The sequence below is a fragment of the Pseudomonas sp. BNK-15 genome (assembly GCF_047456105.1).
Lineage (GTDB): Bacteria > Pseudomonadota > Gammaproteobacteria > Pseudomonadales > Pseudomonadaceae > Aquipseudomonas > Aquipseudomonas putida_E.
The window spans coordinates 3,066,656-3,088,769 of sequence record NZ_CP179898.1; the positions used below are offsets into that span (position 1 = coordinate 3,066,656).

Below are 22,114 nucleotides of genomic sequence, written 5' to 3' on the forward strand. Positions count from 1 at the left end.
AAGGAGTGTTCCTCATGAGCAAGATCGCAATCATCGGTGCTACTGGCCGCGCTGGCAGCCAACTGCTGGAAGAGGCGTTGCGCCGCGGGCACAGTGTGCTCGCCATTGCCCGCGACCCTTCGACACTGCAGGGGCGCGCGGGCGTGACCGTGCAGGCGCTCGACGTCAAGGACAGCGCGGCGCTGCACAAGGCGCTGGCGGGTGTGGATGCGGTGCTGAGCGCTGCGCATTTTTCGACCATCGAGCCGCATGCGATCATCGAGCCGGTCAAGCGTGCGGGCGTCAAACGCCTGTTGGTGGTCGGGGGCGCCGGCAGCCTGCTGTTGCCTTCCGGGCATCGGGTCATCGACAGCCCGGACTTTCCCGAGGCTTACAAGGCCGAGGCCAGCGCCGGTGTACGCTTTCTTGAGGTGCTGCGCCAGGAACAGAACCTGGACTGGACCTTCCTGTCGCCGTCGGCTGAGTTCGTCGAAGGGGAGCGGACAGGGCATTACACCTTGGGCAAGGACCACCTGCTGATCGGCGCCGATGGCAAGAGCTGGATTACCTTTGCCGACTACGCCATTGCCATGCTCGATGAACTGGAGAAACCGGCGCATTCGCGGCAGCGTTTTACCGTCGGTTACTGAGCCTCGGCACGGCCCTCCAGCCAGTCCATCAGCTCGGCCAGCCCTGCTGGCAAGCTTTTGGACTGGCAGGCCAGGTAATAGGCTTTGCCGGTGGTCACCTTCAACCCGAAGGGCATGCACAAACGCCCGCCGCGCAGGTCATCGCCAATCAATGCCCAATCGCCAATGGCAACCCCAGTGCCCTGGGATGCCATGGCCATGGCCATGTCCAGCGTCTCGAAGTGCTGCTTCGGCCCGTGCAGGTCGAGTGACGCACCGGCCGCTTGCAGCCACAGGCGCCAGTCATGCTCATCCCGCGATGGGTGCAGCAGCATATGGCGCGCCAGGTCCTCGACCTGCTTCAGTGGCAAAGGCCCAGCCAGTAACGATGGCGCGCAGACGGGCGTGAGTTGCTCATCGAACAGCTTGCGCACCCGCAGCCCATGATTGGGCAAGCTGCCATAGACCACCGCCGCATCGAACCCTTCGCGCCGAAAATCCACGCCATGTTGCACCGTGGTGGTCAGCTCTACTGGCACATCCGGGCGCAGTGCCTGCCATTCCATCAGGCGCGGCAACAGCCAGCGCATCACGCAGGTCGGCGCCTTGAGCTGCAAGGTCGTGCTGCGCCCGCCCACCTCGCGCACACCCTGTTCGATCAAGGCGAACACCTGTTGCACGCGCGGCAGCCAGTCCTGGCCTTCACGCGTCAGGCTCAGGCCGCGGGCCTGACGCTGGAACAAGGCATAACCCAGGTGTTCTTCGAGCCCGGCGATCTGCCGGCTGACGGCGCCCTGGGTGATATGCAGCTGCTGTGCGGCACGGGTGAAGTTGCAGTGCTGAGCGGTGATCAGGAAGGTGTGCAGAGCGGAAAGCGGTGGAAGGCGTTTCATCGCGCAAGCCATGATTACAGGACATGGCTAGTATGTGTTTTTTTGCCTTGTGGCGATAGCTGTGCGTTGGGTCCAATGAGCGCAGATTCCAACAAGATCCAAGGTGAAACGCGATGGCTACCTGCGGCGAAGTACTGGTCAAACTCCTCGAAGGCTATGGCGTAGACCATGTCTTCGGCATCCCCGGCGTACATACCGTGGAGCTCTACCGAGGGCTGGCGGGCTCGTCCATCCGCCATATCACACCGCGCCATGAGCAAGGCGCCGGGTTCATGGCTGACGGCTATGCGCGTACGCGTGGCAAGCCGGGTGTATGTTTCATCATCACCGGTCCTGGGATGACCAACATCACCACCGCGATGGGCCAGGCCTACGCCGATTCGATCCCGATGCTGGTGATTTCCAGCGTGCAGTCGCGCAGCCAGCTGGGTGGTGGCCGTGGCAAGCTGCACGAGCTGCCCAACCAGAGCGCCCTGGTGGCTGGGGTGGCTGCCTTCTCGCAAACCTTGATGAGCGCTGATGACTTGCCACAGGTACTGGCGCGCGCGTTTGCCGTGTTCGATGGCGCCCGGCCGCGTCCGGTGCATATCGAGATTCCGCTGGACGTGCTGGTCGAGCCTGCTGACCACCTGCTGCCGGGCCGCCCTGTACGCAGTAGCCGCGCGGGCGCCGCGCCGCAGGCTGTGGCACTGATGGCCGAACGCCTGGCCAAGGCGCGCAAGCCTTTGATCCTGGCAGGCGGCGGTGCTTTGGCTGCTGGCCCTGCGCTTGCGCGCATGGCCGAGTACCTGCAGGCCCCTGTGGCTCTGACCATCAATGCAAAGGGCCTGCTGCCCTCTGACCATCCGTTGCAGATCGGGTCGACCCAGTCGCTGGTCGCCACCCGTGCGCTGGTGGCTGAGGCTGATGTAGTGCTGGCGATTGGCACCGAGCTGGCTGAAACTGACTACGACGTGACGTTCAAGGGCGGCTTTGAAATCCCCGGGGCACTGCTGCGCATCGACATCGACCCGGACCAGACCGTGCGCAATTACCTGCCGGAGCTGGCGCTGGTCGCCGATGCCGAGCTGGCAGCACAGGCATTGCTCGATGCCTTGCACGACCTGCCACAGCCTGCCCGCGATGGCACGTGGGGGGCGGCACGCGCGCAGCGCCTGCGCACGTCACTGAACGCTACCTGGGACCAGCCAACCCTGAGCCAGACCCGCCTGCTGACCAGCATTCTGGAACGCTTGCCCAACGCCATCCTGGTGGGCGATTCGACTCAACCTGTGTACACCGGCAACCTGACCCTGGATATGGATCAGCCACGCCGCTGGTTCAATGCCTCGACCGGTTACGGCACCTTGGGTTATGCACTGCCGGCGGCGATGGGGGCGTGGCTGGGCAGCGCCGAGCAACCGGCCACGCGTGCCCCGGCAGTGTGCCTGATCGGGGACGGTGGGCTGCAGTTCACCCTGCCGGAGCTGGCCAGTGCGGTGGAGGCGCAGGTGCCGTTGATCGTGCTGCTGTGGAATAACCAGGGCTATGAAGAGATCAAGAAATACATGGTCAATCGTGCCATCGAGCCGGTAGGGGTCGATATCCATACCCCGGATTTCATTGGCGTGGCACGTGCGTTGGGGGCTGAAGCGGAACAGGTTGGCGATGTGCAGCAGTTGCAGGTGGCCCTGGGGCGGGCGGTGGAGCGTAAGGGGCCGACGTTGATCCAGGTCGATCAGAACCAGTGGCAGGCGGTGGTAGAAGGCTGATTGTGCACTCTGTTACCCGGCACTGGCCCGCAAGCGCGCCACATCCCGGATCGGCGGCGCGCCATACAGCCGGCTGTACTCGCGGCTGAACTGTGATGGGCTTTCATAACCCACCCGATAACCCGCCACCGCTGCCTCGAGGCCATCGTTGAGCATTAGCCGGCGGGCCTCCTGCAGGCGCAACTGCTTCTGGTACTGCAAGGGGCTCATGGAGGTCACGGCTTTGAACCTGTGGTGCAAGGTTGACGTGCTGAGGTTGACCTCCCGAGCCAGGTCCTCGATGCGCAGCGGTTGCTGGTAATTCTGATTGAGCCAGGTGATGGCTTGGCACACCCGGTGCGTCTGGCTGTTGGCCAGGGCAATTTCATACAGGCGGTAACCCTGAGGGCCGCGCAATAGGCGATAGAGGATTTCCCGCCGGATCAGCGGCGCCAGCATGGCAATGTCCCGCGGGGCGTCCAGCAGGCGAATCAGGCGCAGCAGTGCGTCGAGCAGTTGCGGATCTGTCCTTTCCACATAGAGGCCGCGACCTGAGGGCAGATTGGGCACCAGCATCGGCCCGCTTTCGGCAATCAACTGGCTGATCTCGGCCGGGTCAAGGTCCAGACGCAGGCCCAGGCTGGGGTTTTCCGGGCTGGCATCGAGCTTGGCACCGCTGAGCGGCAGGGTCACCGACACCACCATGTAATGCAGCGGGTCGTAGGCATACTGCTCGTCGCCCAGAAACAGGCTTTTGCTGCCTTGGGCGAGGACGCACAGGGCAGGCTGGGCCAGGGTTGGCACCGAGCGCACGTTCTCGGTGTAGCGCACCAGGTACAGATCATCGATGGCCGACGCGGGGCCGTGGGCTTCGCCGGCATGGCGCCCGATCAGCTCGGCCAGTTCCTGGCGCTGCACTTCCAGGGTCGGATCAATGGACGGGGCGGTGGTCATGATGGCTTTCCTCTGCTGACCGACGCAGCATAGGTTTGGGCAATGGCGGGCGCTAGTCCAAAGCTGCACGTCGATTGCCTGATCCTGCCGTGCGGCAGGATCAGGCAATCGACGTGCAGTAATGGCCTAACGCGCCGCGCGAGCGCGCCACTAACCTTGGCAGCCTGGTTTTCCCGTCCGTCTGCTCCAAGGAGATCGTGCAATGGCCCTTCTACAACCGGTCACCCATTTGGCTTTCATCCGTGCCAGCAGCGGTCGTTCGGCGGAGCTCGGCGCGCGCCTGCGGGACCTGCTTGAGCCTTCGCTGAGCGCGCCTGGCTGCCTGAGCTTTACCGTACAGCGTTCGCAGGCCGATGCCGATCTTTGGCTGCTCAGTGGGAGCTGGCGTGACCAACAGGCGATGACAGGTTATTTCGAGTCGCCGACCTTGCAGGTGTTTGGCGAACTGGTGCAGGCCCAGGTGGTCAGCAGCCTGGATCTGCATACCTTCGGTTGAATGCCATGCCGCGCGGGGTAGAATGCCGCCCCTCGATCAACGACGCGGATTGCAACATGGCACGTAAAGAATTCCCGCATTTCGAAGCGGTTTCGGCGATGGTCCCGGTGGAAGGCGGCGGCTACAACGCCGCTATCGCGGTCAAGGCGCTGGGCATGGGCGGTGCGCCGCGCTTTCACAAGGTGCTCGATGGCCAGGTGTTCAAGAGCGCCATGGCGGCCGATGAGGCCGCCTGCGCCGAACTCGAACGCCTCAAGGGCGTTGGTGAAGAAGGCGAGCTGGTCTGGTGATCAGCCCTGCGGCCTTCTCATCTTGAACAGGTTGCCCAGCTCGAAGTAGTCCGCCGGGCCACCGCCTCGCAAGATCGGCTCGGCGGCCGCGGTATCGTAGATACCGTCCTTGAGCAGGTGCTCAGCGATATGCACCGCCACCACCTCGCCGAGGATCAGCCAGCTCGGCACATGTTCCTGGTCGGCCCGCTTGAGCTGGACGATCTGGCTCACCTTGCATTCGAAAGCCACCGGGGTTTCGCCCACGCGGGGCACCTTCACCAGGCTCGACGGGGTTGCCGTCAACCCGCTCAAGTCGAACTCGTTCACCTCTGCCGGTACGGCTGCGCAGCTCTGGTTCATGGCTTCGGCCAGCGGGCGGGTGGCCAGGTTCCAGACGAACTCACCGGTCTGCTCGATATTGTTCAGGCTGTCTTTGCGCCCGACGCTGCAGAAACCGATGATCGGTGGGATGTAGTTGAAGGCGTTGAAGAAACTGTAGGGGGCGAGGTTCAAACGGCCTTCGCGGTCCTGGGATGAGATCCAGCCGATCGGGCGTGGGCCGACGATGGCATTGAACGGGTCGTGGGGCAGGCCGTGGCCTTTGGCGGGTTCGTAGTAATACATCTGTCGGGCCTGTGGCCCTACCTCCAGAGGGGACGAGGCGCCTAGTGTGCCAAGCTTGTGCCCGCCTGGAAATGATCAAGCCCGACCGAGGCCGGGCTGGTTGCACGCATCAGGGATCAGCTGATGCGGTGAGCGTTGGTGCGGTCGAAGCCGTCTTCGGCGAAGCGCTGTGCGCCAGTGCGATCGAAGCCGTCTTCGGCGAAGCGTTGTGCGCCAGTGCGATCGAAGCCGTCTTCGGCGAAGCGTTGTGCACCGGTACGGTCGAAACCGTCTTCAGCGTAAGTGGCCGCTTGGCTCTGGGCCGCTGCGAAGCTGTGGCCTTTGGTGCGCTCGAAGCCATCTTCGGCGAAGGCGCCAGTGGCGAAAACCGAGAGGGCCAGGGTGAGGATCAGTTTGTTTTTCATGGTCGTTGCTCCGTTGGGTTCAAGAGGTTGTTTGTTTCTATGGGTCCAATGCTACGCCGATTAATTTGATTAAAAAGCGCAAAAATTGGCGTTAAATAATCGAATTATCAGATCATTTTGGGCGCACCGATTGTCACTTCGCACTGGGTACGGCCCGGCAACGCCAGGGATGCGTTGCGCAGTGCAATTGGGCTCTCCAGCCTACGCAGGATGCAGCAGCGGTATTAATTCGGGGTTAAGGCGGGGATTTGGTGGGCTGTCGGGTGAGTGTCAAGGGCGCCAGAACACTCAAACCATGCAACCAGCGACATCACAAAAGCTTTGCGAGCAACCAAAAAAGGGGCGCCCAGTTACTGGGGCGCCCCTTTTCAAACCGCAGGGTCACTGTCAGTCAGTCGTAATCCGCGAATGCTGCTTGGTGTCCTTCATGGTCGCGTACACCAACAGCGAACAAGCGATGCACGCCGTGACGTACCAGTAGAAACCGCTCTCCATCCCGGCGCTCTTGAACCACAGGGCTACGTATTCTGCGGTGCCGCCGAAGATCGAGACGGTCAGGGCGTAAGGCAGGCCAACACCCAGGGCGCGGATCTCGGTCGGGAACAGTTCGGCTTTGACCACGGCATTGATCGAGGTGTAACCGCTGACGATGATCAACGCAGCCATGATCAGGAAGAACGCGCCCCACCAGGACTCAATGGTGTGCAGAGTGCTGAGGATCGGCACGGTGAACAGGGTGCCCAGTACGCCGAAGGCGATCAGGATCGGGCGACGGCCGATCTTGTCCGAGAGGCCGCCGATGATCGGCTGCAGGCACATGAACAGGAACAGTGTGGCCGCCGAAATGGTGGTCGAATCACTGATGCTCATGCCAACGGTGTTGACCAGGTATTTCTGCATGTAGGTGGTGTAGGTGTAGAAGGCTAAAGTACCGCCCATGGTCAGGCCGACCACGGTCATCAGTTCCTTGGGGTGGCGCATCAGGGTGCGCATCAGGCTTTCCTTGGCCTTTTCCTTCTTGGTGAATGAGGCGGTTTCTTCCATGCCGCGGCGCAGGTACAGCGCGACCACCGCGCAGAGCGCGCCAATCACGAACGGTACGCGCCAGCCCCAGGCATACAGTTGCTCGGTGGTCAGCGTCTGCTGCAGAACGATCAGCACCGCCAGGGCGATGAGCTGACCGGAGATCAGGGTCACGTACTGGAAGCTGGAGAAGAAACCACGGCGCTCCTTGCTGGCCATTTCGCTGAGGTAGGTGGCCGAGGTGCCGTATTCACCCCCTACCGACAGGCCTTGCAGCAGGCGGGCGATGACCAGCAGGACCGGGGCGGCGACGCCGATGGTTTCGTAACCCGGGGTCAGGGCGATGACCAGAGAGCCGGCGCACATGAGCAGAACCGAGGCCATCAGCGCGGCCTTGCGCCCCTTGCGGTCGGCGTACAGGCCCATCAGCCAGCCACCGATCGGGCGCATGAGGAAGCCCACGGCGAAAATCGCGGCGGTGTTGAGCAGTTGTGCGGTGGAATCGCCGGCCGGGAAGAAGGCCTTGGCGAAATACAGCGAGAATGCGGCGTAGACGTACCAGTCGTACCATTCGACCATGTTGCCGATGGAACCGCTGAAAATCGACTTGAGGCGGCTGGCGGTGGTTCTTTCTGCGGCGGGCGCGACGGCTGCCCCGGTTGGCAGGGAGGTGGCGTTATCCATCAGGGATACCTTCTCGTTGTTTTTGTGGAGCGCGCCGAAGCGCAGCTTGCCAGCGAGATTGCAGAAGGTGTGCCAAACGGGTGCGTGGTGATTCATTTGAGGGCGCGTGGCGCCGTTCACGGAGCTGCAGCTTGCATGGAAGCCGCGCTGCCGCTGGCCGGCCGCGGTTTGCATCGGCCTGCGCCTGCACGTGATGAACTGCAGGGCAGGCTTAGGAAAAAGAGTAAAAGTAAGCGGATTTTTGCTTATTGAGATTAACCAATAGGCGGATTTCCGCTCATTCCCGCACGACGAAATCCTCGCGTACCAGCCCATGGCGCTGCATTTTTTCGTTGAGGGTGCGCCTGGGCAGTTGCAAGTCTTGCATCACGCCCTTGATCTCACCCTTGTGCAAGCGCAACGCCACACGCAGACATTGCGCCTCGAACGCCTCCATCTGCTCTACCAGGGATTGGCCTGCAGGCAAGCTGTCAAGGCTCGGCGAACCCAAGCCCAGCGCGTGGCGTTCGGCGGCATTGGCCAGTTCCCGCACGTTGCCCGGCCAGTCATGTGACAGCAGCTGCGCCAGTTGCGTACCCGACAACGGCGGGGCTGAGCGGCCGAGCTTCTGGGCTGCAGCGTGGGCGAAGTGTTCGAACAGCAGCGGGATGTCCTCGCGCCGCTCGCGCAACGGTGCCAGGCGCAGTTCGGCGACATTCAGGCGATAGGCCAGGTCTTCGCGAAAACGCCCGGCGCGTGCCTCTTCGAGCAGGTCGGGCTTGGTTGCGGCGATAATTCGCAGGTCGACGCTGATGCTCTGATTGGCCCCCAGCCTTTCCAGCTTCTGCTCCTGGATCACCCGCAGCAGCTTGGCCTGCTGGGCCAATGGCATGCTCTCGATTTCATCGAGAAACACCGTGCCGCCGTTGGCATATTCGAGCTTGCCGATGCGCTTGCCTTGGGCGCCGGTAAAGGCACCGCTTTCGTGGCCGAACAGTTCGGCTTCGAACAGCGACTCAGGGATGGCTGCACAGTTGAGCGCCACGAAGGGCTTGCCTGCACGCGGGCCGAAGTCGTGCAGGCAGCGCGCCACGCGCTCCTTGCCACTCCCGGTTTCGCCGCGAATCAGCACATTGACCGGCAGGCTGGCCAGGTCCAGCACCTGCCGACGCAATTGCTGCAGGCCTTGGGACATACCCAAAAGCGTGGATTCCAGGCGCGACTTGAGGTCTGCCTGCTCATGCAGGCGGCGGTTCTCCAGCACCAGCTGGCGCTTTTCCAGCGCGCGGCGCAGGCTCCCGAGCAGGTGCTGTGGCGTGAAGGGTTTTTCCAGGAAATCGTAGGCGCCGTTGCGCATGGCCTCGACCGCCATCGGCACATCGCCATGCCCGGTCAGAAGAATGACCGGCAGGTCCGGATCATCGGCCTGCAGGCGCTCGAGCAGCTGCAAGCCGCCCATGCCCGGCATGCGCACGTCACTGATGACAACCCCTGGAAAATGACAGGGCAACTGAGCCAGGCAGTCCTCGGCGCGGGCGAACAACTGCACGTTGAAACCGGACAGGTTCAACCATTGCTCGACGGCGCTGCGAATACTGGCTTCATCATCGACAACGATCACTGAATTCAACATGCAGGCTCCAGGTCGCGGGGCAGGGTAAGGCTCAGGCGCGCACCGCCTGGCAGGTTTTCGGCCTGCAACTGGCCGCCGGCTTCATGGATGATGCCATAGGAAATCGCCAGGCCCAGGCCAAGCCCTTCACCCACCGGTTTGGTGGTGAAGAAGGGGTCAAACACCCTGGCCAGGTCGGTCTCGGCAATCCCGCCGCCAGAGTCGAGCACGCTCAATCGCCATTGATCGTGCTCGGGTTCGATGCGGATTTCCAGGCGTTTGTAACGTTTGTCGGCCATGGCGTCGAGGGCGTTGCGCAGCAGGTTGATCAACACTTGCTCCAGGCGGATCGCATCACCGCGTACCCATGCCGGGCGCGCCAGGTAGAGGGCCACTTCGACCTCGTCGCTGCGGATGCGTGTGTCCAGCAGGTGCAGGGCCTGATCGACAACGGTCGCCAGGTCCAGCCGCTCGCGCAGGCCGACCGGGCTGTTACGGGCGAAGGTTTTCAGGTGGCTGGTGAGCGCGGCCATGCGCGTGAGCATCTGCTCCAGCGGCTCCAGGGCCTGGCGTGCCTCGTCGTAGCGGCCGTGATCGAGCAGCAGGCGCAGGGTTTCCAGTTGCATGCGCTGGGTCGTCAGCGGCTGGTTGATCTCGTGGGCCATGGCGGCTGACATCTGCCCCAGTGCGGCCAGTTTGGCCGACTGCACCAGGCCCTCCTGGGCGGTACGCAGCTCGCGGGTGCGCTCTTCGACCTGGCGCTTGAGCTCTTCACGGCTGCGCCGGCGCAAGCGGGCCAGGCGCAGGCGCTGGCTGACGAACAGTGCAGCGAACACCAGGCTCAGCCACGCGGCAGCTGCGCCCAGGGCTGCATTACGGCCATCAGCGGCCAGTTGTGGTTTGCGCAACAGGTGCAAGGTCCAGTCTTCACTTTCCAGCGGTAGGCTTTCCCACAGGTACTCGGCAGGCCCATCAGGCCCCTGCACGCGGCTGAGGGTGCTGTTGCTGGCGAAGCGGGTCAACACCTGATGCTGCAGCGGTACCAGCGGTTGCTTGTCGTACTGGCGGGTCTGGGCCAGCTCTGCCCGATCGGGCCCGCTGAGCGGTTGCAGCTCGCGGTAACGCCAGCCGTCCTGGTTGGCGATGAAGGTGATGCCGCGTGCATCGCTGACCAGCAGGATGTCGTTGCCTTGGCGCCACTCGCGTTCCAGCTCGGGAAACTCCAGTTTCACCACCATGGCCCCGAGAAAACGGCCTTGTTCGTCAGTGACTGCGCTGGACAGGAAATACCCCGGCACGCCACTGGTCACGCCAACGGCATAGAAGCGGCCGCTACCCTGGCTGCGGGTTTGCTTGAAATACGGACGAAAGCCGTAGTTGGAACCTACGTAGGTGGTGGGCAAGCGCCAGTTGCTGGCCGCCACGGCCAGTCCGGTGTGGTCGAGCAGCTCCAGGGTGGAGGAATTGGCTGCACCATTTATTCGTTCGAGCTTGCGGTTGAGTGCGTCCTGTACCTGCTCGCTGATCGGGCCGCGCAGTGCCTGGATCAGTTCCGGGTCCAGCGCCAGGACGGCGGGCAGGGCGCGATAGCGTTCGATCAGGGTATGCAGCGACGTGGCGTACAGCCCCAACTGTTGGCTGGCGCGGCGGGCGTCATCCTCCATGGCTTGACGCTTGGCCTGCTGCATGGCCCAGCCCGCACTGAGCGCGGTGCCGGCCAGGATCAGCAGGGTGATCAGCCCCAAACGCAGGGCGCGAAAGGAAAATGGCATGGGGCGGGTCCGGATGAAGGAGTTGTCAGTACCGTCCTATCGCCGTCAAACCGGCGACAGGACGGTAATGCTTGCAGACCGGTTACAGCAGTTCGAAGCTCTTCTGCTGCACGGCCTCTGAGTCCAGCCCGACCTGGACATTGAAAGCGCCAGGTTCAGCCACCCGCTGCAGCTGCCCATTGAAGAACTTCAGGTCTTCTTCGCTGATGCGGAAGGCCAAGGTCCGCGACTCACTGGCCTTGAGCATCACTTTCTGGAAGTTTTTAAGCTCCTTCACCGGGCGGCTCATGGATGCTGCTACGTCCTGCAGGTACAACTGGACCACGGTCTCGCCATCCACCTTGCCGGTGTTCTTCACCGTCACCTTGGCCTCCAGCGTGTCGCCACGCTTGAGGTCCTTGTGCGACAGGTTCAGCCCCGACAGCTCGAAGGTGCTGTAGCTCAAGCCGTAACCGAACGGGTACAGCGGGCCGTTTGGCTCTTCGAAGTACTGTGAGGTGTAGTTGCCCGGCTTGCCTGGGGTGAACGGGCGGCCAATGCGCGTGTGGTTGTAGTACATCGGGATCTGCCCGACCGAACGCGGGAAGGTGATGGCCAGCTTGCCCGAAGGGTTGTAGTCACCGAACAGCACGTCGGCGATGGCATTGCCGCCCTCGGTGCCAGCGAACCAGGTTTCCAGGATGGCATCGGCCTGTTCGCGTTCCCAGGCGATCGACAGCGGCCGGCCGTTCATCAGCACCAGTACCAGCGGCTTGCCAGTGGCTTTCAGGGCCTTGATCAGCTCGCGCTGGCTGGCCGGGATCTCCAGTGTGGTGCGGCTGGACGACTCGTGGGACATGCCGCGGGACTCGCCGACCACCGCCACCACCACATCGGACTGCTTCGCTGCCTTGACCGCTTCATCGATCAGCACAGCGGCCGGGCGCGGATCGTCAACGATTTCCGGGGCATCGAAGTTGAGGAAGTTCAAGTAATCAACGATCGCCTTGTCGCCGGTAACGTTGGAGCCTTTGGCATAGACCAGCTTGGCCTTGCCCTCGACGGCGCGGCGCAGGCCTTCGCGCACGGTGACCGAGTGCATCGGTTTGCCGTCGGCAGCCCAGCTGCCCATCATGTCGATCGGCGCATCGGCCAGCGGGCCGACCAAGGCAATGGTGCCGGCTTTTTTCAGCGGCAGGGTCTGCTTGCGGTTTTCCAGCAGCACCAGGCTGCGGCGCGCCACGTCGCGCGCGGCGTCACGGTGCAGGCGGTCTTCGCCGTAGTAATCCTTCAGGTCGGTTTCGGCCTTGCCGATCCGCACGTATGGGTCCTTGAACAGGCCCATTTCATACTTGGCGCCCAGTACTTCGCGCACGGCCTGGTCCAGTTCGGCCTGGGTCACCTCGCCTGACTTGAGCAGCCCTGGCAGCTCTCCGCCATACAGGGTGTCGTTCATGCTCATGTCGATGCCAGCCTTGATCGCCAGCTTGGCCGCTTCGCGACCATCGTGGGCGACGCCGTGGCGGATCAGTTCCTGGATGGCACCGTGGTCACTGATGGTCACGCCCTTGAAGCCCCACTCCTTGCGCAGCAGGTCGTTCATCAGCCAGGTATTGGAGGTGGCCGGCACGCCGTTGATCGAGTTCAGCGCCACCATTACCCCGCCGGCACCGGCGTCGAGCGCGGCGCGGTAGGGCGGCAGGTAGTCGTTGTACATCTTCGGCAGGCTCATATCGACCGTGTTGTAGTCGCGCCCGCCTTCCACCGCGCCATACAGGGCGAAGTGCTTGACGATGGCCATGATGCTGTCCGGGTTGGCCGGGCTGCTGCCCTGGAACGAGCGGACCATCGCCTGGCCGATCCTCGAGGTCAGGTAGGTGTCCTCACCGAAACCCTCGCTGGTGCGGCCCCAGCGAGGGTCGCGGGCGATGTCGACCATGGGTGCAAAGGTCATGTCCAGGGCGTCGGCGGCGGCTTCGATGGCCGAGGTGCGGCCGACCTTGGCGATGGCGTCCATGTCCCAGGTGGCAGCCAGCCCCAGGCCGATCGGGAAAATGGTGCGCTCGCCGTGGATGGTGTCGTAGGCGAAGAACATCGGAATCTTCAGGCGGCTGCGCATGGCGGCGTCCTGCATGGGCCGGTTCTCGGGGGCAGTGCGCGAGTTGAAGGTACCGCCGATACGGCCTGCGGCAATTTCTTCGCGGATCTTGTCGCGTGGCATCTCCGGGCCGATGCTGATCAGGCGCAGTTGGCCGATCTTTTCAGCCTCGGTCATCTGGCTGATCAGATGCTCGATGAATGCCTGCTTGTCCTGCAGGGGCGGGGCGGTGGGGGCGGCAAGGGCCGCCTGGCTGGCAAGGCCCAAGGCCAGGCCCAGCAAAGACAGTTTCATCATGAATTCCGTTGTCGAGGCCTGTGCCGTATCCACGGTGATACGCGCGCGGCCGAAGTTTTCAGGCGGCTATTGTTGTACGATTCACCGGCATTAATTCCAGCGGCGGATTATGCCTGATTATGGCGCTCGCTGAGGATCACCCGAGTGCCGGGACAACAACTATAAAAACGATCAGAGACCGAAGGCATGACTTCCCTCGACGAATACGAGCAGCGCCAGATCGCTGAGGCCATCGCGCGCGTGGAACGGCGCACCGATGCCGAGCTGGTGACCGTGCTGGCCCGGCGTGCCGATGATTACGCCTACCTTCCACTGTTTTGGGCCGCCGTGCTGGCGCTGGTGGTGCCTGGCCTTTTGCAGCTGCTGCTGGGCTGGCCCGTTGGGCACGGGCTGCTGGTGGCCAACCTGCTGCTGTTCATCGGCCTTTGTGCGCTGCTACGTACCCCACGCCTGAACGCCTGGTTGGTCCCCCCTGCGCTGCGCCGCTGGCAGGCATCGCGCCTGGCCCGGCAACAGTTTCGCGAGCAGAAACTGCATTGCACGGCCAAGGGGGCCGGGGTGCTGATCTTCGTGGCCGAGGCGGAGCTGCATGTGGAGATCCTGGTCGATCAAGGTATCGATTGCCACCTCGATGCACACTCGCGTGCGGTGATCGGTGCCCGCTTCGCCGAACAGGTGCGCCAGGGCCGTACCTTGCAGGGGTTTGTCGAGTGCATCGAGGCCTGCGGTGAACGGCTGTGCGAGCACGTGCCACGCACCCACGCACGCAACGAGCTGCCGAACCGTCTGGTGATTCTAGAGTGAACCACGCCCATCGCGAAAACCTTCGCCTGAGCCAGGCATCAACGTAGAATGCGCGGCATTGCGCAACGCGCTCACCGCTATCCGAGGCACCTGTTTTCCATGTCCGCCAGTACTTCCGCTTCTATCGCGCCGGACGCGCGCGCCCAGTTTCTCGACCTGCTGAGCGCTGCCTTGCACGGCAATACCCTGGTCAAACTGGTGCTGGCGCGCCATGTCGGCGCCGACCAGACCCTACAGCGGATCATCGCCAAGCCGGTGCAGGTAAAAGGGCAGCCCACCCTTTCGTTGGTCTACCGCCACCAGACCCGCGACATCACCCGCAACGTGCCGCTGGACCAGGCCCAGGCACTGATCGCCGAGCTGCTGGGGCAGAGCTTTCGCAACGCCCACCTGTTCGACGCCGACGGCGAAGTGCAACTGACCTTCAGCAAAAAGGGCAAGCCGATGCTCCAGCGCCACGGTGCCCAGGCGCCGCGCGAGGCTGCTGCCAGCACGGGCCACGACCGCGAGAAGAAGCGTTACCTGGAACTGTCGCGGCCCTTCCTGCGTGATCTGGGCGTGACCGACGCACAGGGTGCGCTGATCCCGTCCATGTCGCGCAAGTGGAAGCAGATCAACAAGTTCGTTGAAGTGTTCGATCACGCACTGGCCAATGCGCCGGTGCCGGCTGGCCAGGTGCTGCGGGTGGCCGATTTCGGTTCAGGCAAGGGCTACCTGACCTTCGCCATGCACGACTACCTGAGCAACAGCCTGGGCCGCGCAGCCCAGGTGACTGGGGTGGAGCTGCGTCAGGACATGGTCGATTTGTGCAATGCAGCGGCTTCGCGTCTGGAGCATCCGGGCCTGGAGTTTCAATGCGGTGACGTGCGCAGCGTAGTACCCGAGGCCATCGAGGTGATGATCGCCCTGCATGCCTGCGACATTGCCACCGATTACGCGATCCACACCGGAATCCGTTGCAACGCTGCGATCATCATGTGCTCGCCGTGCTGTCACAAGCAGATTCGCCCGCAACTGCACAGCCCGGGCTTGCTGCAGCCGATGCTGCAATACGGCCTGCATCTGGGGCAGCAGGCCGAGATGCTCACCGACAGCTTGCGCGCGCTGTATCTGGAAGCCTGTGGTTACGAGACCAAGGTGTTCGAGTTCATCTCGCTTGAGCACACCAACAAGAACAAGATGATTCTTGCGGTGAAGCGCAAGCAGCCCGTAGCGGCGCAAGCGCTGCTGGAAAAGATTGCGCAACTGAAAGCGTTTTATGGGGTGCAGGAGCATTGCCTGGAGACGTTGTTGCGCAACGACGGGTTGATTCCCCCCATCTCAGCGTAAGTCGGCTGTGGCGCTCGTCCCCGAGCGCCTGTCAGTGTTCTGCATGTACTGGCATCTTTATCGCGTACTCCGCCAACCCCAACGGATGCGTACCCGCATCAAAGAAATGCAGCGCTGTCCCCGCCAGATCACCAAAGCGGTCCACAAAGTGCTGCTTCTGATTGACCACCGAAGCCTCGCTCAATGGCCGTATGGCAATCGAAAGATGGCGCGGCCGCGCCTGGCGAATCGCTTCGAGCAAGTGCTGGTCACTGCTGTCCAGATGGTGCCCGAACAGGCATAGCCCCTGGTTTTCCTGGGCCAACTGGCCCAGGCACCAGGCCAGGTAATCCGAGTTGCGGATGGCGCGCAGTTTTTCGTCACTGCGGTCTTCGTTGACGAACAGCGGTACTTCACCCGGAATGTTCACGGCAAAGCCGTCCAGCAGCTCGGCGCTTTCGGCGCTGCGCTGACGGGTGGTACCGTCGGGCAGCTTGAGCAGGTGCAGGCCGCCGTGCAAATGCAGCACGCGCGTCCCTTCGCTGCGGGTGCGGCGTACGTCGAAGAAGCCTTGCTCATCGAACAGCGTGGCGAAGCCCTGGGGTGCGTGCTGCACTGCCCAAGGCAGGATCAGGTCGTAGTTGCTGGTATAGACACTGCGGTAGCCGCGCAAGGCTTGGTTGATCGATGCCAGGGTTGTCGCTGGCATCTTTGGCCATGGCAGGTGCACGGTACGCACGGCGTGGATCAGCGCTTCCTTGATCGAGTAGTAGCGGTTCAGCGGCGCGGTGGAGTTGATCGCCAGGGCGGCGTTGGCGCGCACAGTCTGGTTCAGCGTGCTCAGCACCGGCTCGAACAATTCAGTGCCCAAGGACTTGAACAAGGCCTGGTCGCTGATTGCCAGGCCTTTCTTGCGGCCGGCGCGCTGGGCCTCCTCGAACAGCGAGAAATAGCCGAATGATTTCCACAGCACGCGGCTGGCGCCGTTGCCCAGTAGCAGGGCATCGCAGGGGTGGCGTTGGGCGAGTTCCTGCCAAGTGGCGAGGTGGGCGTCTAGTGCGGGCATGATGGGTCCATTCGCTGGAGCGGGAAACGGGGGCGACTTTAGCATGTCATGCAATGTGTGCGAGGGTTGCGCTACAGCCACGACAAGGTTCGCAGAATGAAAGAGGACTTCACATGCGCAAGTGTTTGATCGGGATGCTGGCCTTGGCAGCACTGGGGCCGGCCTCAGTGGCCTTGGCAACGGACGGCAAAGCCCTCGCCGCAGCCCACGGCATACCATACCCGGCCGTGATCGCTCACCGCGGCGCCTCTTACGACGCACCGGAATCCACCAGGCCTGCCTACCTGTTGGCCCGCGAGTTGGGCGCCGACTACCTGGAACTGGACCTGCAGCGCACGCGCGACGGCGTGCTGGTCGTGGTCCACGACGATGAGCTGTCACGTACCAGCGATGTAGCCGAGCGTTTCCCCGAGCGCAAACACAGCCCGGTCAGTGCCTTCAGCCTCGCCGAGCTCAGGTCGCTGGACGCCGGCAGCTGGTTCAACATCGCCTACCCGGCACGTGCCAGGGCATCGTTCGCCAAACTGTCGATCCTTACCCTTGACGAAGTCATCGATATTGCCGAAGGCAACCCGCAGCGCCAGCCCGGTTTGTATATCGAGACCAAGGTTCCCAGCCAGTTTCCAGGCATTGAACGGCAGCTCAAAGAGCGCTTGGAGGCCCGTGGCTGGCTCGATCGGCCTGGGCGCGTGGTGCTGCAGACATTCGATCGCAACAGCCTGGCGTTGCTGCACGAGGCGATGCCGCAGGTACCGAAGATTCTGCTGCTGTGGGTGGGTACCAAGGCCATAGCACCGGCCTCGGGGCAAGATTTGGCGGATTCAGGCGAAAGCGACAAGGCCGCTTTTTATGCACGCCAGCAACCGAAGAGCCGGGCTGAGTTCCTGCGCTGGCTGGACTTCGCCAAGCAGGGCGGTGCGATCGGTACCGGGCCTTCTGCCAAGCGCAGCAAGCTGGGCGAACAGAGCTATGCCGATCTCATTCAGCCATGGATGAACCAGGCCAGCCATGAGCGCGGGCTGCTGGTGCACGTCTATACGCTCGATGACGCGCAGGACTTCGCCGCAAGCATGAAGGCAGGGGTGGATGGGATCTTTACCAACAGGGCGGGTGCGCTACTGCGCTTTTATGATCGCCCGGCTGAAAGTGAGCCAGGTTTGCTGAAAAGGCTGGGGTACTGAGCTGTTGAAGGCGGCAAGCAGATCGACTTGCGGATGATCTTCGCCTCAGGGGCAGCGATGACGCTGGTTGAACGCCATGCGGTAATGCGGTGTGGAGCGGGTAGAGGGAATCGAACCCTCGTCGGAAGCTTGGGAAGCTACTGTTCTACCATTAAACTATACCCGCGTCTGCGCCCGACTTTTTACCAGAACCTGCCTGGAATTAGAAGCCCTCGTTATAAACCGGTGAAAAAAAGCTGTCGGCGCCCATAGCCTGCAGGCCATGGCTACAGGGCGCCGATGCACTCAGATGGCCCATGCATGCTGCTCTTGGCTGGCGTTGTACGGGGTGCGTGCCCGGGCCTGGCGCACGGTCGGCTTGAGGAAGCCGAGCAACGCGCTGCGTGTGGCTTCGCAGGCCGTCTTGTTCTCCATGTCCAGGAAGTGCCCGGCATCACGGATCACCGTGAAGTGGCTCTTGCCGACATGGTTGCCGAACTGGCGAGCGTCTTCTGCGGTGGTGTACTCGTCACGGTCGCCGTTGATGAACAGCACCGGGATGTCGATGTTGCGCGCGCCTCGCAGTGCCCGTTCCAGGTCATGCTGCAGCACCTGGTTGATGTGGAAGTGCATCTGCGCATACTCGTGGCTGTCCAGGCTGCTGACGTGCCGGTAGTTGAAGCGCTTGAACAGCGATGGCAGGTGCTTGCCAATGGTGTCGTTGACCAGGTTGCCGACCTGGTAGCGATCGCAGGCAGCCAGGTACTGGCAACCACGGTTCAGGTAGTCGCGCATCGGTTCGTTGATCACCGGTGAGAACGAGCTGACCACCGCCTTTTTCACCATGCGAGGCTGGTGCGCCAGCGCCAGCAGGGTGCAGGCACCGCCCCAGGAGAACGACATCACGTGGTCGGCCTGGAAGTGCTCGATCAGCTCAAGCAGGATATGCGCCTCGTCTTCCTTGCTGATCAGGCGTTCCTGGCGGTTATGTGCCTTGGACTTGCCGGAGTAGGGCTGGTCGTACAGCACGACGTTGAATTGTGGGTGCAGGTTACGCACCGTCTGGGCGAACGAAGCCGTGGTGGCCAGTGAGCCATTGATCAGGATGATCGTCTTCTCGGCTGCATCCGCGCGATGGAACTCCGTGTAAACCCGATACTGACCTTGGATATCAAGTACAGCGATTTCTGGCCTCATGTCATCGACTCCTGGCGCAAAAAGGGTGTTCGCGTCACCTAGGGTGCACGTTCTTTATGACAGGTAGGCATTTGCCTGAAGGAATTACCGGGGCCCTGTGTCGATCCTTGGCACACGTGTCGACGGTATTGTTTTTGGCGGGCAATTTGCCGTGCTCCAAGGCATCGAGGCCTTGGGTAGCCGGCAAAAAGGTGTCTGGCGCGCGGTGTGACTGGCGAGTCACGCACGGACCGACAAGTTAGGAGTCAAGCAGTGGGTTGAGGATCACGCAAGTGCCGGCTGGGTGAAATTGTGACTTTTGTCGCCGGGCGGTCGTATGACGTCCGGACAGTGCCTGAAGCGGCCTAGACCGAGGCGATTTCCGTAGCCGTGAGTGCCCGGAATTCACCCGGCGCCAAGCCTGGATCGAGCTGGATCGCGCCCATGGTTTCCCGGTGCAACCCTACAACCTTGTTGTCGAAGTAGCCGAACATGCGCTTGACCTGGTGATAACGCCCTTCAATGATGGCCAGCCTCGCCGTGCGCGGGCCAAGGATGTCCAGTTGCGCGGGGAGGGTGGTCAGGTCTTCGAAGGCGAAGTAGAAGCCTGTGCGAAACTTGTCGACGTAATGCGCGCCGATTTCATCTTCCGTTTCCACCAGGTAGTGCTTGGGCAGCTTGGTCGCCGGCTGGGTCAGGCGCCGCGACCATTGGCCGTCGTTGGTCAGGATCATCAGCCCGGTGGTGTTGTAGTCGAGCCGCCCGGCAATGTGCAGGTCCTCGCGCAACGGCGCAGGCAGCAAATCGAGTACGGTGCGGTGCTGTGGGTCGTGCGTGGCGCTGACGCAGCCGGCCGGTTTGTGCAGCATCAGGTAGCGCGCCGGGCGCCCCGTCTGGAGTAGTTGATCATCCACCTCGATACGGCTGAATTCGCGGACTTCAGCCCGTGGGTCGGCTACCGTTTCGCCATCCACCCGCACGCGGCGCTGTACCAGCAGCAGGCGTACTTGCTGGCGGCTATAGCTGGGCAGGTTGGCGAGGAAGCGGTCAAGGCGCATGGCATCAAGGACGTCGAGGGGAGTGGCGCGCAGTCTAGCGCTTTTCTGCCTCGACCTGGGCGGGCGCGTTCTCGGGCAGACCTGCCCCTGCGGCGCAGCGCGGGCAGAGGCAGGATTTGTCGCGCAGCTCGGTTGGCAGGGCCTTCAGAACTGCGGGGTCGATGTTCACGGCGTAGCACCAGCAGGCTGCTGGCGCAGTGCGCGGGTCGGCCAGGGTGCATTGGTTGAGGGCGCCGCAGGCAGGGCAGTGCTGGCTGTCATTCATACACTAGTCCGGGGTGTTCAATGCAGGCACGGTTGCGGCCGGCCTGCTTGCATCGTCGAGGTGCTCATTCTAGTGATATGGCCGGAAAAAGACTGCAGGTTTATTGGGGTATCCAAGCTATTTCAAATTATTGCGCAAATGGCACTGCACGATGGCGACAATGTCTCAATCATTGTCGATGTTCGCTTTGGCTTCGACGCTCGGCAGCGCCGCTGTACGGGCACCCCAGCGGTCCAGGAGGCCGCCATGTCCTATCGAATTCTGTTGATCGCCCTGTTGGGCCTGATGACAACCGCCTGCGTGCCTTACCACGAGGGAGGCCGTTATTATCGTACGGATTACTACACCGCTGACCGGTATGCCTCGCCGGGTTATTACCGCCATGACCGCTATTACGTAGCCCCCCAACCGCGCTATTACTACCAGCCGGCACCGCGTTACTACCGGCCTGCGCCCGTGCCGCAATACCGTCCGCACCCGCAGCCGGGGATGAAGCAGTGGCATGGCAACCCGCGTCACGACTACGGCAACCGCCAGCGTTATGACTACGGCCGTGATCGTGACCGGCATGATTACCGCAACGACAGCCGGCGGTACCAGAACGACCGTTGGCACTCCAATGGACGGGGTGATGGTGACCGCCGTCCCGGTGGTGGGCGCAGTGGTGATCGCAACTGGCGACGGTGAAGGTTGACGGGGGCGCGCGGAACGGCCCAGGTCAGGCAAGATCGGCCAACGGGTGGCGCCCCTCCCATACCTTCACAAAATGGGCTTCGACCACGGCCGCCGGCACTTGCGCAACATCCGGCCAGTGCCAGCGTGGGTGGTTGTCCTTGTCCAGCAGGCGGGCGCGCACGCCTTCGCTGAATTCGGGGTGACGGCAGCAATTGAGGCTCATGCTGTATTCCATCTGGAATACCTGGGCCAATGACAGGTGTCGGGCCCGACGGATCTGTTCCCAGACCAGGTGCGCCGTGAGCGGGCAGCCCTCCTGCAGGCGTTGGCCTGCATCAGCCAACAATGGGTCGTTATGCTGCTTGAGCCCCTCCAGTGCACGCCACGCGGCCGCCGGGTCGGCAACATCGAGCAGCGCATCGATCACCTGGCGCCGGGGCAGCCATTGCGCCTCCGGCAGTTCGGCATAGGCGCGGTGCTGTTCGGCCTTGAGCAGGCTGTTCAGCTGCAGGTCGGTCTGCTCTTGCCAGTTCAGTTGCAACAATTCTTCGATAAGCCCTTCCTGTTGATGCTCGCCAAAGAATCGGTCCGCCAGGCCCAGGTCGATGGCGTCCCGGGCATTGATGGGGGCGCCGGTGAGCCCCAGAAACAGCCCGAGCTTGCCCGGCAGGCGCGCAAGAAACCAGCTGGCGCCCACGTCGGGGTAGAGGCCAATGCTGATTTCTGGCATTGCCAGGCGGCTGCTAGGCGTGACTATGCGTATCCCCGCCCCCTGCAACAGCCCCATGCCGCCCCCCAGCACATGGCCGTGGCCCCAGCACAGCACCGGCTTGGGGTAGGTGTGCAGGAGATAGTCGAGGCGGTATTCGGCGGCAAAGAACGTGGCAGCCAGCGGTGGCACGCTGCCGGGGTGGTCGCGGCAGGCCTGGGCCAGAGCCCGTACATCGCCGCCGGCGCAGAATGCCTTGGCGCCGTTGCCACGCAGCAATACACAGACAACGCCCGGGTCGCGGGCCCAGTCTTGCAGGTATTCGCCGAGCACTTCGATCATCGGCAGGTTCAGGGCATTGAGCGCCTTGGGCGCATCCAGTGTGGCAATGCCGATGCGGGCGCCATCGGCGCCGGTGAGTACCTCGCAATGAATGGCCATGGACTACCTCGTTCAAGTCATCGCTCA

Annotated in this window: 21 protein-coding genes and 1 tRNA gene; 8 read left to right on the forward strand and 14 right to left on the reverse strand. The window is 62.9% G+C overall.

The window, feature by feature from the left end; genetic code table 11:
- Window positions 1-14: 14 nt before the first annotated feature.
- Window positions 15-629 (forward strand): NAD(P)-dependent oxidoreductase, encoded by a 615-nt coding sequence (locus tag ACMGF5_RS14000; RefSeq protein ID WP_174142070.1) that lies wholly within the window; start codon window positions 15-17, stop codon window positions 627-629.
- On the opposite strand, the gene ACMGF5_RS14005 is transcribed toward ACMGF5_RS14000, so the two are convergent.
- Window positions 623-1,501 (reverse strand): LysR substrate-binding domain-containing protein, encoded by an 879-nt coding sequence (locus ACMGF5_RS14005; protein WP_119688340.1) that lies wholly within the window; start codon window positions 1,499-1,501, stop codon window positions 623-625. The genes ACMGF5_RS14000 and ACMGF5_RS14005 overlap by 7 nt on opposite strands.
- A 113-nt stretch (window positions 1,502-1,614) precedes the next feature.
- Here ACMGF5_RS14005 and ACMGF5_RS14010 point away from each other — a divergent pair, with 113 nt between their 5' ends.
- On the forward strand, window positions 1,615-3,252 hold the full coding sequence (locus ACMGF5_RS14010; protein WP_174142068.1) for a 5-guanidino-2-oxopentanoate decarboxylase: 1,638 nt from the start codon (window positions 1,615-1,617) through the stop codon (window positions 3,250-3,252).
- Between the two features lie 12 nt (window positions 3,253-3,264).
- On the opposite strand, the gene ACMGF5_RS14015 is transcribed toward ACMGF5_RS14010, so the two are convergent.
- Complete coding sequence (locus ACMGF5_RS14015; protein WP_039604874.1) at window positions 3,265-4,185, reverse strand: AraC family transcriptional regulator; 921 nt, start codon at window positions 4,183-4,185, stop codon at window positions 3,265-3,267.
- Window positions 4,186-4,387: 202 nt separating this feature from the next.
- Here ACMGF5_RS14015 and ACMGF5_RS14020 point away from each other — a divergent pair, with 202 nt between their 5' ends.
- Both ACMGF5_RS14020 and ACMGF5_RS14025 read left to right on the forward strand, forming a co-directional pair.
- Window positions 4,388-4,681 (forward strand): putative quinol monooxygenase, encoded by a 294-nt coding sequence (locus ACMGF5_RS14020; RefSeq protein WP_012312958.1) that lies wholly within the window; start codon window positions 4,388-4,390, stop codon window positions 4,679-4,681.
- A 56-nt stretch (window positions 4,682-4,737) separates the two neighbouring features.
- Complete coding sequence (locus tag ACMGF5_RS14025; RefSeq protein WP_115275480.1) at window positions 4,738-4,971, forward strand: hypothetical protein; 234 nt, start codon at window positions 4,738-4,740, stop codon at window positions 4,969-4,971.
- Here the strand turns inward: ACMGF5_RS14025 and ACMGF5_RS14030 are convergent, their stop codons facing one another.
- The 6 genes from ACMGF5_RS14030 to bglX form a co-directional block, all read right to left on the reverse strand.
- Window positions 4,972-5,577: a flavin reductase family protein gene (locus ACMGF5_RS14030; RefSeq protein WP_115273680.1), complete on the reverse strand. Its 606-nt coding sequence runs from the start codon at window positions 5,575-5,577 to the stop codon at window positions 4,972-4,974.
- Between the two features lie 116 nt (window positions 5,578-5,693).
- Complete coding sequence (locus tag ACMGF5_RS14035) at window positions 5,694-5,981, reverse strand: hypothetical protein (RefSeq protein WP_414156884.1); 288 nt, start codon at window positions 5,979-5,981, stop codon at window positions 5,694-5,696.
- Window positions 5,982-6,368: 387 nt separating this feature from the next.
- Window positions 6,369-7,688 (reverse strand): MFS transporter, encoded by a 1,320-nt coding sequence (locus ACMGF5_RS14040; RefSeq protein ID WP_046784965.1) that lies wholly within the window; start codon window positions 7,686-7,688, stop codon window positions 6,369-6,371.
- Between the two features lie 277 nt (window positions 7,689-7,965).
- Entirely contained in the window at window positions 7,966-9,300 is a 1,335-nt protein-coding gene (locus tag ACMGF5_RS14045; protein WP_046784929.1) for a sigma-54-dependent transcriptional regulator, read from the reverse strand.
- Entirely contained in the window at window positions 9,294-11,051 is a 1,758-nt protein-coding gene (locus ACMGF5_RS14050) for an ATP-binding protein (RefSeq protein ID WP_119688342.1), read from the reverse strand. The genes ACMGF5_RS14045 and ACMGF5_RS14050 overlap by 7 nt, the downstream gene beginning before the upstream one ends.
- Window positions 11,052-11,133: 82 nt before the next feature.
- A complete protein-coding gene (gene bglX / locus ACMGF5_RS14055; RefSeq protein WP_414156885.1) occupies window positions 11,134-13,425 on the reverse strand; it encodes a beta-glucosidase BglX in 2,292 nt (763 codons plus the stop codon).
- A 186-nt stretch (window positions 13,426-13,611) separates the two neighbouring features.
- Between bglX and ACMGF5_RS14060 the strand changes: the two genes are divergently transcribed.
- Together ACMGF5_RS14060 and ACMGF5_RS14065 are read left to right on the forward strand one after the other, a co-directional pair.
- Window positions 13,612-14,229, forward strand: coding sequence for a TPM domain-containing protein (locus tag ACMGF5_RS14060; protein WP_046784931.1), 618 nt, complete (start codon window positions 13,612-13,614; stop codon window positions 14,227-14,229).
- Between the two features lie 99 nt (window positions 14,230-14,328).
- Entirely contained in the window at window positions 14,329-15,558 is a 1,230-nt protein-coding gene (locus ACMGF5_RS14065; protein WP_174142065.1) for a class I SAM-dependent methyltransferase, read from the forward strand.
- 31 nt (window positions 15,559-15,589) lie between these two features.
- Here the strand turns inward: ACMGF5_RS14065 and ACMGF5_RS14070 are convergent, their stop codons facing one another.
- Complete coding sequence (locus tag ACMGF5_RS14070) at window positions 15,590-16,603, reverse strand: DUF4917 family protein (RefSeq protein WP_174142064.1); 1,014 nt, start codon at window positions 16,601-16,603, stop codon at window positions 15,590-15,592.
- A 113-nt stretch (window positions 16,604-16,716) separates the two neighbouring features.
- Here ACMGF5_RS14070 and ACMGF5_RS14075 point away from each other — a divergent pair, with 113 nt between their 5' ends.
- Window positions 16,717-17,784 (forward strand): glycerophosphodiester phosphodiesterase, encoded by a 1,068-nt coding sequence (locus tag ACMGF5_RS14075; protein ID WP_414156886.1) that lies wholly within the window; start codon window positions 16,717-16,719, stop codon window positions 17,782-17,784.
- 92 nt (window positions 17,785-17,876) lie between these two features.
- Here the strand turns inward: ACMGF5_RS14075 and ACMGF5_RS14080 are convergent.
- From ACMGF5_RS14080 to ACMGF5_RS14095, 4 genes are all read right to left on the reverse strand, one after another.
- Window positions 17,877-17,950: transfer RNA gene (locus ACMGF5_RS14080), tRNA-Gly, on the reverse strand.
- A 119-nt stretch (window positions 17,951-18,069) separates the two neighbouring features.
- The gene (locus tag ACMGF5_RS14085) at window positions 18,070-18,960 is read right to left on the reverse strand and encodes an alpha/beta fold hydrolase (RefSeq protein ID WP_046784933.1); all 891 of its coding nucleotides are present in this window, start codon (window positions 18,958-18,960) and stop codon (window positions 18,070-18,072) included.
- Between the two features lie 344 nt (window positions 18,961-19,304).
- Window positions 19,305-19,997, reverse strand: coding sequence for a pseudouridine synthase (locus tag ACMGF5_RS14090; protein WP_115273685.1), 693 nt, complete (start codon window positions 19,995-19,997; stop codon window positions 19,305-19,307).
- A 34-nt stretch (window positions 19,998-20,031) separates the two neighbouring features.
- On the reverse strand, window positions 20,032-20,262 hold the full coding sequence (locus ACMGF5_RS14095; RefSeq protein ID WP_046784935.1) for a cysteine-rich CWC family protein: 231 nt from the start codon (window positions 20,260-20,262) through the stop codon (window positions 20,032-20,034).
- Window positions 20,263-20,508: 246 nt separating this feature from the next.
- Between ACMGF5_RS14095 and ACMGF5_RS14100 the strand changes: the two genes are divergently transcribed.
- Window positions 20,509-20,949, forward strand: a complete 441-nt coding sequence (locus ACMGF5_RS14100; RefSeq protein WP_115275482.1) for a hypothetical protein — start codon at window positions 20,509-20,511, stop codon at window positions 20,947-20,949.
- Between the two features lie 31 nt (window positions 20,950-20,980).
- Here ACMGF5_RS14100 and ACMGF5_RS14105 read toward each other — a convergent pair whose 3' ends face one another.
- A complete protein-coding gene (locus tag ACMGF5_RS14105; RefSeq protein WP_115273686.1) occupies window positions 20,981-22,087 on the reverse strand; it encodes an enoyl-CoA hydratase/isomerase family protein in 1,107 nt (368 codons plus the stop codon).
- Between the last annotated feature and the right edge of the window lie 27 nt (window positions 22,088-22,114).